Below are 10,354 nucleotides of genomic sequence, written 5' to 3' on the forward strand. Positions count from 1 at the left end.
CGTCCTTTACTGCAAGGCCATCCGGTATACACGCCGGTGCTGTACGTACAACGCACCGATCAACCCCGGCGTGCGGCCCCAACTAGCCACGCAACATGCATGTCGTGGCCGCACATATGGCCTACCGGAACGTCATTTCCTGCATCATCCTTAACCGAAACCTTGCTGGCGTAGGCAAGACCGGTGTTCTCCGCGATCGGCAGCGCGTCCATGTCGGCCCGCAGCATCACGGTTGGCCCGTCGCCGTTGCGGAGCAGTCCGACCACACCCGTCTTGCCGACCCCGGTCGTCACCTCGTAGCCTGCCTTCCGGAGATTGTCGGCCGCAATGCCGCCCGTTCGCGTCTCATGCATCGACAATTCTGGATGGGCGTGAATGTCCTTGTAAAGCGGTTCAAGATCTGCAAGCAGCGTGCCCAAGTTCGTCAGGACAATCGATGCGCTGGTGTGGGAAGTACGCTCAAGGGTTCCGTCAACCCGAAACTTGTCTTCCTCGGGAGTCATCGTTTCAGCCCTCCGACGGTGAAACCGTATGAATCGAGCCGAACCGCCCAAATTCACTCTTTATTTCGGAAATGGTATCATCAGTTGCTCTCCGTTGGTAGAGGCCTCCGGCTGGTATCTGGTTCTCCTTACCTTCCCGCTTTCGCTGTCCGTTCAAACGGCATAATACCAACCTGAGGTTCCGTTGACTCGAAAGTGAGTTGTCGCGGCTCGGGCGGGTATGATTCGCTGAACTTCCCTGGAGGAGGTTTGCGATGACGGTAGCGATAACGCGTTTGGACTTGTCGGCTATGGCGCTGCGCGAGCGGGCGGCTCGCGCGACGGATGCGAAGATTTCGAGGCGGCTGCTGGCGATTGCTCTTGTTCTCGAAGGCTGGTCTCGGCGCGATGCGGCCGAGGCCTGTGCCATGGACCGGCAGACGCTGCGCGACTGGGTGCACCGTTACAATGGATTGGGACCTGAAGGACTGGGCGATGCGCCGCGCCGCAACGGCCCGCCACCCCGATTGTCGGCTTCGCAGCAGGCGCAGATCGCGGCATGGGTCAGGCAGGGCCCGGACCTGGAGCGTGACGGCGTGGTACGGTGGCGCTGTGTCGACCTGCAGCGACGGATCGAGACCGAGTTTGCGGTTACCCTGCACGAGACGTCGATCAGCCGACTGTTGCGGCGGCTCAAGTTCACGCGGGTCCAGCCGCGTCCGTATCATCCGAAAAAGGACACTGCGGCACAGGACATTTTTAAAAAGACTTCGCTGGCCTGGTAGCGGCGGCGATCCCGGCCACGGCGGCCCGTAAGCCGATCGAGGTGTGGTTCGCCGATGAAGCCCGTGTCGGTCAGAAGGGAACCCTGACCTATGTCTGGGCAGAGCGGGGTTCCCGACCAGTGGCTGTGCGCGACAATCGCCATGACTCCGCCTATCTGTTTGGCGCCGTCTGCCCAAAACGCTGTATTGGTGCCGCCATCATCATGCCGGCAGTCAATAGCGAGGCGATGGCCGAACATCTTCGGGAAATCAGCACGCAGGTCGCGCCTGGCGCGCACGCCGTGCTGGTGCTCGATGGCGCCGGCTGGCATCAAGCCGGCGAACGTTTGCCAGTGCCTGACAACATCAGCCTGCTAGCGCTGCCGCCCTATTCCCCAGAGCTCAACCCAGTCGAAAACATCTGGCAATTTCTGCGTGGCAACTTCCTAACCCGCATTATGCATGAAGGTCGGCGAGCATAGCATAAACCGTTGATTCGGTGTACGAATTTGTTATCGAGACAAAACTTCACCACGACGGAACGCCATGCTCGCCTCGGTTGCAAATACCCCAATTCTCCCTGGTCTGTCACCTGTCGCCGGCAAGTCGATCGAGGCCCGGTTCGACGGCGATCTGCTTTCCTCCGACGGGGGGTTGCTGGGGTTACGCGCCATCGAGCAGCGGCTCGGCATCGCAAGTCGTTTGGCCGCGTGCATCGATGATCCTCGTGCGCCCGGGCGTGTGGTCCATGGGCTCGACGAAATCATCCGGTTTCGCATGCTGATGATCGCGGCCGGCTATGAGGACGGCAACGACGCTGACAGGTTGCGCCGCGATCCGATCTTCAAGCTCGCGATGGAGCGCCTGCCCGAGGCGGGGGATTTATGCTCGCAGGCAACGATCTCGCGCACTGAGAACCTGCCCGGACCCCGCGCGCTGCTGCGCATGGGCATGGCGATGGTCGAGCATTATTGCTCGAGTTTCCGCAGAGTGCCCAACAGCATCGTGCTCGACATCGACGATACCTTCGATGCCGTCCACGGCGCACAGCAACTCTGTTTGTTCAACGCGCATCACGATGAATACGGTTTCCAGCCGATCGTGGTGTTCGATGGTGACGGCCGTATGATCGCCGCCGTGCTACGCCCCGCCTGCCGACCGAAAGGGACCCAGATCGTCAAATGGCTGCGCCGCCTGATTGATGCCATCCGTAGCCACTGGCCGCGCACCGCGATCATGCTGCGCGGCGATTCCCACTATTGCACGCCGGAAGTGCTGCGTTTCTGTCGCGCGCGCGACCTGAGTTACATCTTCGGTGTTGCGCCGACATCGACGCTGCGCAAACACGTCATCGCTCTGGAGGCCAGCACCGCGGCCCGGGCGGAACAGACACCGGGCGAGAAAGTTCGGAGGTTCAAGGAGTTCCATGATGGTGCGGCAAGCTGGGACCGCGTCGAGCGGATCATCGCGCGCGTCGAGGCCGGACCGATGGGGGTCGATACCCGCTTTATCGTCACCAACCTGAAGGCTGGATCGCCACGCACCCTGTATCAAAACATCTACTGCGCGCGCGGCCAGGCTGAAAATCACATCAAGGCGTGGAAGACCCATCTCGCGGCTGACCGCACCTCATGCTCGCGGGCCAGCGCCAACCAGATGCGCCTGTTCCTGCATATCGGCGCGTATTGGCTGATGTGGAGTTTTCGCTCCCTGATGCCGCGTCGCTCACGCTGGCGCGGCATCCAGTTCGATACCTTGCGCCTGCGCCTGATCAAACTCGCCGTCCAGGTCGAGACATTGAAGAAATCAATTCGCCTGCATCTGCCGCGATCGATGCCGGATCAGGTCATTCTCCGCTACGCTCTGGCCAGACTGCCCAGGTTACTGGTCTGAGCCCAGGGGCGGTTGCCCCGACCGGTCCCGATCTCATCCAACTCCAGCGCCGACACATCGCCAAGCTCACCAAAACCAGCCCAGAGCGGCCGGTGAGTCGTCACGCGCCCACGACGTCAGGTTGCATAGCTAATTGTAGAAGAATTGAATGAAACGCCCTCATGAATAAATGCGGCTAAGCCATCAGGTCTGGAACAGCTACGACGAAATCCTTGCCGCCTGCCGAAACGCCTGGAACAAGTTCATGCAGATGCCAAAACAAATCGCTTCGATCACACAACGAGACTGGATGGGGGCCTGACACGAAAGTGCATTTTACGTACGCTAGACGTGAACAAATCACGCACAGAGTCGGCCGGACATCCGATGGCTGCTGATTGAGGCTCGCGAGATCAGCACCATTCTCGCAGAATCGTGAGAGTTTTCAGAGTCTTCACCTCCTGATGTCGACATAGTATATCGCGCAGTCTCTCGAGATCGTCGGTTGAATTGGTTTCCAGCCTGATGACCATATCGAGATCACCTGCGATCGACCAACAACCCATCAACTCAGGCCAGGCCCGGATCGCGGAATAGACAATTCGGCATACTGGCCGTTTAAGCTCCAGGTGGAGAAACGCACCTGCTTGAAAATTCTCAAGAGGTGGATCGTCAGCCATTTCGATCGTGAAGCGGCGGATTACACCGCCCTCCCGCATGATGTCGATACGGTCTCTGACCGTCGCACGCGATACACCGGTGGCAGCGGATATTTCCGAAATTGTCCGCCGGCTGTCTTGCTGGAGCAACCCCAAAATTCTCCGATCAACCTCGCTGAGTCGAAGCCGGCTGGGGCGACCTGCGTTATCCTGTGCCATTGCCACGTCCTGATCTGAGAGCCGGCTGAGCTGGGATCAAAATGGCAATTTTACGCCAATTTGGCAAGTTGGCTGCACCATTTTGGAGTGCCATCCCGGCGGTCAAACAACAACGGGATGGACACCATGGACGGCTTTCTTGATCGGTTCGAGATAGAGCAAAAATTCCAGAACGATGCGTGGCAACGAATACTTCTATCCGATTTTGCCACGACTCTGCTAAGCGAGGAGCGGCCCTTTCCCTGCATCTTCGGTGTTGCAGGCTTTCGCGCCAATCAACTCAGATTTTCCTTTGCTGATCTATTGGACGCTCCGAAAACTGCGCCCATACTCACCCGCTATCTCACTCGCGCCCGGGACATCGGCCCCAACACCTCCCTCGTCGTGATGACTAGACCTGGGCCGGTCCGGAATGTGGCATTTTACCGAACAATGTTCTGGAACTTCCTGCGTGATCTTGCGGCGCTCGACTCACACCCATGGCCGGCGGATATTCCGGAGGATTTGGATACGCCTGGTTGGGAGTTTTCATTCGCCGGCGAACCGATTTTCGTAGTTTGCAACACACCGGCTCATGTCATGCGGCAGAGCCGTCGATCAACCAGCCTCATGGTCACATTTCAGCCCCGCTGGGTGTTCGAAAACATTCTGGGCACGGAAGCATCTGCCAAATCCGCATTTGACAAGGTTCGAAAACGGCTTGTTGCCTATGATTTCATCCCGGAATCACCCGCACTGGGCCGCTACGGTGACCCCAGCACGCGCGAGTTCGCCCAGTATTTTCTCGACGAGGAAAACCAACCGACAGCCTGTCCGTTTCACAGCCTTAAATCGCGGACGGAGAAGGCGGCATGATCACCATCAACCCAGGTCAGGCAGATGTGAATGATCCCGCGAACCTCATCTTCGGGATTTTGCCTGAGCAAGGATCGATCGAGGTTCAAAGGGATGCTCCCGGCAAACTACACGACTGGCATAAGCACGACACCGACGAGACGCTGATTATCGTCGGCGGGGCAGTACGCTTCTTCTGGGAGAACGGTGAGAGGACGTGCAAACCGGGTGACGTCATCAATCTTCCGGCCGGCGACCGACATGGATCCGAAGCCCTCGATGACGGGGCAACGTATCTCATCGCCCTCCGTCGCCTCGCACTGGCTTTGACCTAAATGCTTATGATCTAACCGGAGATGTAGACCTCATGACCGACGGCCTTGCCAAGTCGCTTGGCGTCCTGCGCGGCACGGCGCTGATGCTGAATATCGTAATCGGCGCGGGGCTTCTCACCTTGCCTGGCCTCGCAGTTGAGCAAGCGGGGGGATACGCCTTCGCGGCTTGGTTGGCGTGTGCGGTCTGTGCCGTGCCGTTGCTCGGCGTCTTCATAGTGCTTGGCAAACGCTATCCCGAGGCTGGTGGAATATCCGCTTACGCGCGGCGGGCGTTCGGCCCTCTCGGAGAGCGGATCGCTTCCCTTCTGTTTCTGGGGGCGGTTATTTTTGGGCTGCCGGCTATTGCGCTAACCGGCGGTCACTATGTGGCTGCCGTGTTCGGTGGATCGCCCCGTTTCTACGCAGCCGGTTTAATCCTCTGTGCCATGATACCTCATCTGGTACCGGGAACTGCCGCTGCCCGCGTGATGGCATGGCTAGCGTCCCTCGTGCTTAGTGCCGTCGTCGCATTTCTGGGGGTTGGCATCGTAAGCGCAGCCGCCCGCCCGATGCATTTACCGATTGTCTTCCCGAGTTTTTCGCACATCGGGATACTTACCTCACCCTTTATGATGTTATTTTTTGCTTTCACCGGATGGGAAGTTGGTGCCGGCATCGCGGAAGAATTTCGAAACCCCACCCGGGACTACCCAATCGCGATGGGTCTCTCGTTCGTGATTGCGTCAATCCTCTATCTTGGTATCGCCTATGTCGCTCAAGATATCGATATCAGCGGTTCATATGTCTCACCATTTGTGGCGATCGCTCAACCATCGCTGGGGAAATTAGGCGTTACGATGGTCGCCGGCGTTGCCGCCGTGATCATTTTTGCGAATCTGTCAGGTGCCGTGTGGGGCGTCTCACGAATGGTCTATGGACTTGGCCGCGATGGAGTTCTGCCTTCGGTTTTAGGGGAGACAGCCGGTGGGCGGCCGGTCACTGCCGTCGTGGCGACCATAGGAGTTCTTTTGTTGGTTCTGCTGTTAAGTGGTCTAGGATTTATCGGGATAGGAAAAATGTTCAGCCTGGCCGGGCAAAATTTTCTGATCCTTTATGGGATTGCGGCTCTAGTCATATTAAAATTATGCAAAAGCGTGTTTGAGAAATCACTTTCTGTTTTTGTTTTTGTAGGCAGTCTGGTTATTTTGTCTTGGCAAGGCAAATCCCTATTGTATCCGATCTTTATCATTATACTATCGCTTTTCTTGACGTTGATTCAACGAAACCGACCGGCGATTCTGTCATCCGAGCGCAAAACTGATGCTTGCGGGTAGCGCTCGGTTACAGGGCTTTGTAAAGCGCGGTTTTCCCGACCCTGACGCGGCTCGCAGCCTCTCGGACAGTCAGCCCTTTGGCGATCAAATCACGTGCCCGCCTGAGCTTATCGTCGGTGATGACGGGCTTCCTGCCGCCGAGGCGACCACGGGCTTGTGCGGCGTGAAGGCCGGCACGGGTCCGCTCGCGGATCAGGTCACGCTCAAATTGCCCGAGCGCGCCGAACACGTGGAAAATCAACCGGCCTCCTGGCGTGCCGGTATCGATCTGCTCGGTCATACTGTGCAGGCCGATGTGGCGGGCATCCAACTCTTTCACCGTGTCAATCAGGTGCGACATCGATCGCCCCAGCCTGTCCAGCTTCCAGACCACCAGGGTATCCCCGTCACGCAAATAGGCAAGTGCTTCAGACAACCCCGGCCGATCGGTTTTGGCACCGGACGCGCGATCTTCGAAGATTCGATCACACTTCGCTGCGACCAGCGCATCACGCTGGAGGGCCAGATCCTGCTCGTTGGTGGAAACCCGGGCGTAGCCGACGCGCTTCATCGCTGATTTGTCCGTTTTGTTGTCCGAAAATCATCTTGTCCGTATTCTCGTAGCGTGTCCATGGTTTACGGACACATAGCGCTTGGCCATCAAAGGATCGTTTCACGGACAGGGAGAAAGACCAGATGGCGCGACGTCGGCTGCTGAATGCGGAAGCATGGAACCGGCTGCTCATGCCGCCCATCGAGGAGCGGGACATGGTTCGCCATTTCACGCTCAGCCGCGAAGACCTGGCGTTGATCCGCAGCAGGCGCACCGAGGCGACCCAACTCGGCTTTGCCATGCTGCTGCTTTATCTTCGCTGTCCCGGCCGCGTGCTGGCCGCCGGAGAAACGCCGCCAGCACCGATCATCGCTTTCGTTGCGCGTCAACTTGGCGTTCGTCGTAGCGCCTTTACCGCTTATGGGCGGCGCGATGAAACGCGCCGCAAGCATCTTGCCGATTTGACGACGACTTTCGGCTATCACGCCTTCGGCGATGCTACCTTTGGCGAACTGGTGGCGCGGTTGACCCCGGCAGCCCAGATCGATCGGCGGCCGGGTCGGCTAATAGCGCTTGCCTTGGACGAACTGCGGCAGCGGCGCATTCTTCTGCCGCCGCCAATCGTGATAGAACGCGCCATTCACCAAGCCCGTAGCGACGCCGAACGCATCAGCCATCGCGCGGTGATCGATACGTTGACTGTCACCCAGCGCCAAGCCCTCGATGCGCTGCTTCAACGACGGACCGAAAGTCACATCACCTCGCTCGCTTGGTTGCGAACCGCGCCCCAGTCACCGGCCGGTCGGAACGTCCTCGCCATCCTCGAGCGAATCCGGTTCGTCCGGGGGATCGGATTGAAGAAAGATCGTGATCCCGTTGTGCCGGCGGTCGTCTTCGAGCGGATGGCCGATGAGGGGTTGCGCATGACCACCCAGCACCTGGCCGAACTTGCCCCAGCACGGCGCCATGCCGTGCTAGCCGCGACGGTCACACGGCTGGAATCACGACTGATCGACGCGGCGCTGTTCATGTTCGAGAAGTTGATCGGCAGTTTCGGTCGGAAGGCCGAACGGAACGCCGAGGAAAAGACGCTGCAATCCGCCGGCGACCTGCGTGCGCATCTGAAGACGCTGGCCGGTGCTTGCAATGCCGTGATCACGGCACGAGACTGCAGGCAAGATCCCATCGCCGCAATCGAACAGCACCTCCCTTGGGCACGGTTCGTCAAATGTGTCGCCGAGGCGCGCGCTCTGACCGCACCGGATGCAGCCGACAGTCGATCGGAATTACTCGGCAGATACGCAACGATCCGGAAATTCGTCCCGGCGCTGCTGGAAACGGTTTCGCTTCAGGGGGCAGAAAGTGCGGCCAGCCTGCTCAAAGCGATCGGCTTGATCCGCGAAGCGTGGCGCACTGGAAAACGGGTCCTGCCAGCAACGGTGCCGACCGGTTTTGTCCGTCGATCCTGGCGGTCTTTCGTCTTTCAGCAGGGCGCCATCGATCGCCGCGCCTATGAAATCTGTGCGATCTGGGAATTGCGGGAGCGACTTCGTGCTGGTGATATCTGGGTCGAGGGCAGCCGCCAGTATCAGGCCCTTGAAGCCACCCTGATCCCGCAGCCGACCTTCGAAGCGCTGAAAGCGGCCGGCCCCTTGCCCCTCGCCATCGATCCCGTGTTCACCTCGTATATCGCCGGGCGCGGAGAGGCCCTGAAACAGGATCTCGATGTCGTAACCAGCTTGGCGAAGGCTGGCAGTTTGCCCGACGCCACCATCACGGACGGCGAGCTGAAAATTTCCCCTCTGCGCGCCAACATGCCGGACAAGGCCGAAGCGGCGAGAGACGCGGCCTACAGCTTGGTGCCCCGCGTGAAAATCACCGACCTGCTGCTCGAAGTCGATGCTTGGACGGGCTTCTCGGCCTGCTTCACCCATCAGCGGAATGGCCGATCGGCCGATGACCGTAACGTTCTTCTCGCGGCCGTTCTTGCGGATGGCATCAATCTAGGGCTGACACGAATGGCTGAAACCTGCCGCGGCGTTACATTGCGCCAGCTCGCCTGGGTTCATGACTGGCACGTCCGGGAAGAAACCTACACTGCCGCATTGACCAGATTGATCGAGGCACATCGCGCTTTGCCGATCGCCCGGCTGTGGGGCGACGGCACGACCTCGTCATCCGATGGGCAATATTTTCAGGCGGGCGGCCAAGGTGCTGGAATTGGTGACATCAATGCCCGCCACGGCAATGAGCCTGGGGTCGCATTCTACACCCATATCTCCGACCAATTCGGCCCATTCCACACCAAGGTCATCGCCGCGACCGCCAGCGAGGCACCACATGTGCTCGACGGCCTGCTCTATCATCAAACCGGCTTGCAGATCAGCGAGCACTATACGGACACTGGAGGCGCGACCGATCACGTTTTTGGTGTCTGCCCCTTCTTTGGATTCCGCTTCGCACCGCGACTGCGCGACATCAAGGATCGCCGCCTGTACCTTCTACCAGGGATGGCCGTGGACCCGGTACTCGAACCGATGGTTGGCGGCACACTCGATATCGCCCATGTCGAGACCAACTGGAACGATCTTCTCCGGATGGGAACTTCCATCCATGCCGGCACCACGACCGCATCGGCGATGCTGCGCCGCCTGGCCGCTTTCCCACGCCAGAACGGTCTTGCCATTGCCCTACGCGAGGTCGGCCGCTTGGAAAGAACCCTGTTCACCTTGGACTGGATTCGAAATCTCGATCTTCGCCGGCGTGCTCATGCCGGCCTGAACAAAGGTGAGGCCCGCAACGCGCTTGCCCGTGCGATATTCTTCAACCGGCTAGTGTCCCGTCGCAGTGATTATGACGGGTTGATCCAATCCAAGAACGGGTAGTTCCTGCGGCGCGACGAGCATCTGAATGCTGCGAGGGACGCCGGGCAGCTTCTCGATCAGACCGAGCTTGTTGAGGGTCTTGAGCATTTGGTGAACTGACGGGGCGGTGACCTTGAAGTAGCGCTGGAAGTCGGCCTCGGCCGGCGCGCGACCGTTGATCTGCGTATAGGCCCATATGAAGGCGAGGTACTGGCCCTGCTTGGGGGTGAACGATGCTGGCGGTGCCGGCGTCATTTGGTCAAACGATTGATTCATTTGGGGTTCATCCAAGGCTCTTTCGTCGAGAAAGGGTTTCGGAATGAACGTAAGGTATCGGGTCGACCTCAGCCAGGCCGAGCGCGACGAACTCAGCGCTTTGGTGAGTGGCGGCAAGCAGCCGGTGCGCCGGCTGAAGCGGATGCAGATATTGCTGGCCGCCGATGCCGGGGTCGGCGACGAGGCAATCGCTGCTTCCGTGCA

Annotated in this window: 8 protein-coding genes and 3 pseudogenes; 7 read left to right on the plus strand and 4 right to left on the minus strand. The window is 59.3% G+C overall.

The annotated features are described in order from the left end of the window. Nucleotides 1-59 precede the first annotated feature (59 nt). A complete protein-coding gene (locus AruPA_RS21735; RefSeq protein WP_322784415.1) occupies nucleotides 60-503 on the minus strand; it encodes a hypothetical protein in 444 nt (147 codons plus the stop codon). 254 nt (nucleotides 504-757) lie between these two features. Here AruPA_RS21735 and AruPA_RS19810 point away from each other — a divergent pair. Together AruPA_RS19810 and AruPA_RS19815 are read left to right on the plus strand one after the other, a co-directional pair. After that, nucleotides 758-1,698 (plus strand): annotated as a pseudogene (locus tag AruPA_RS19810) (IS630 family transposase); the annotation flags it as partial. 94 nt (nucleotides 1,699-1,792) lie between these two features. Then, on the plus strand, nucleotides 1,793-3,139 hold the full coding sequence (locus AruPA_RS19815) for an IS1380 family transposase (protein WP_265638480.1): 1,347 nt from the start codon (nucleotides 1,793-1,795) through the stop codon (nucleotides 3,137-3,139). Nucleotides 3,140-3,531: 392 nt separating this feature from the next. Here AruPA_RS19815 and AruPA_RS19820 read toward each other — a convergent pair whose 3' ends face one another. Then, nucleotides 3,532-3,996 (minus strand): Lrp/AsnC family transcriptional regulator, encoded by a 465-nt coding sequence (locus tag AruPA_RS19820; protein ID WP_265638481.1) that lies wholly within the window; start codon nucleotides 3,994-3,996, stop codon nucleotides 3,532-3,534. Nucleotides 3,997-4,113: 117 nt separating this feature from the next. Between AruPA_RS19820 and AruPA_RS19825 the strand changes: the two genes are divergently transcribed. The 3 genes from AruPA_RS19825 to AruPA_RS19835 are packed head-to-tail and all read left to right on the plus strand — an operon-like array spanning nucleotide 4,114 to nucleotide 6,478. Next, on the plus strand, nucleotides 4,114-4,851 hold the full coding sequence (locus tag AruPA_RS19825) for a YqcI/YcgG family protein (protein WP_265638482.1): 738 nt from the start codon (nucleotides 4,114-4,116) through the stop codon (nucleotides 4,849-4,851). Continuing rightward, complete coding sequence (locus tag AruPA_RS19830) at nucleotides 4,848-5,165, plus strand: cupin domain-containing protein (protein ID WP_265638483.1); 318 nt, start codon at nucleotides 4,848-4,850, stop codon at nucleotides 5,163-5,165. The genes AruPA_RS19825 and AruPA_RS19830 overlap by 4 nt, the downstream gene beginning before the upstream one ends. Before the next feature lie 32 nt (nucleotides 5,166-5,197). Then, on the plus strand, nucleotides 5,198-6,478 hold the full coding sequence (locus tag AruPA_RS19835; RefSeq protein ID WP_265638484.1) for an APC family permease: 1,281 nt from the start codon (nucleotides 5,198-5,200) through the stop codon (nucleotides 6,476-6,478). A 7-nt stretch (nucleotides 6,479-6,485) separates the two neighbouring features. Here AruPA_RS19835 and AruPA_RS19840 read toward each other — a convergent pair whose 3' ends face one another. Further along, entirely contained in the window at nucleotides 6,486-7,028 is a 543-nt protein-coding gene (locus AruPA_RS19840) for a recombinase family protein (RefSeq protein WP_265638485.1), read from the minus strand. A gap of 125 nt (nucleotides 7,029-7,153) precedes the next feature. On the opposite strand from AruPA_RS19840, the pseudogene AruPA_RS19845 reads away from it, so the two are divergent. Beyond that, a pseudogene (locus tag AruPA_RS19845) lies at nucleotides 7,154-9,844 on the plus strand (Tn3 family transposase); the annotation flags it as partial. Here AruPA_RS19845 and AruPA_RS19850 read toward each other — a convergent pair. Next, nucleotides 9,842-10,150, minus strand: coding sequence for a LexA family transcriptional regulator (locus AruPA_RS19850; RefSeq protein ID WP_265638488.1), 309 nt, complete (start codon nucleotides 10,148-10,150; stop codon nucleotides 9,842-9,844). The pseudogene AruPA_RS19845 and the gene AruPA_RS19850 sit on opposite strands and share 3 nt — an antisense overlap. Nucleotides 10,151-10,193: 43 nt before the next feature. Here AruPA_RS19850 and AruPA_RS19855 point away from each other — a divergent pair. After that, nucleotides 10,194-10,354 (plus strand): annotated as a pseudogene (locus tag AruPA_RS19855) (IS630 family transposase); the annotation flags it as partial.

Origin of the sequence: Acidiphilium sp. PA (assembly GCF_026191915.1) — a bacterium.
Lineage (GTDB): Bacteria > Pseudomonadota > Alphaproteobacteria > Acetobacterales > Acetobacteraceae > Acidiphilium.

Bases quoted from the DNA above. Each gene is read 5' to 3' on its own strand.
- AruPA_RS19830 (WP_265638483.1), top strand. From the start codon at position 4,848: ATGATCACCATCAACCCAGGTCAGGCAGATGTGAATGATCCCGCGAAC.
- AruPA_RS19815 (WP_265638480.1), top strand. From the start codon at position 1,793: ATGCTCGCCTCGGTTGCAAATACCCCAATTCTCCCTGGTCTGTCACCT.
- AruPA_RS19825 (WP_265638482.1), top strand. From the start codon at position 4,114: ATGGACACCATGGACGGCTTTCTTGATCGGTTCGAGATAGAGCAAAAA.
- AruPA_RS19840 (WP_265638485.1), bottom strand. From the start codon at position 7,028: ATGAAGCGCGTCGGCTACGCCCGGGTTTCCACCAACGAGCAGGATCTG.
- AruPA_RS19850 (WP_265638488.1), bottom strand. From the start codon at position 10,150: ATGAATCAATCGTTTGACCAAATGACGCCGGCACCGCCAGCATCGTTC.
- AruPA_RS19835 (WP_265638484.1), top strand. From the start codon at position 5,198: ATGACCGACGGCCTTGCCAAGTCGCTTGGCGTCCTGCGCGGCACGGCG.
- AruPA_RS21735 (WP_322784415.1), bottom strand. From the start codon at position 503: ATGACTCCCGAGGAAGACAAGTTTCGGGTTGACGGAACCCTTGAGCGT.
- AruPA_RS19820 (WP_265638481.1), bottom strand. From the start codon at position 3,996: ATGGCACAGGATAACGCAGGTCGCCCCAGCCGGCTTCGACTCAGCGAG.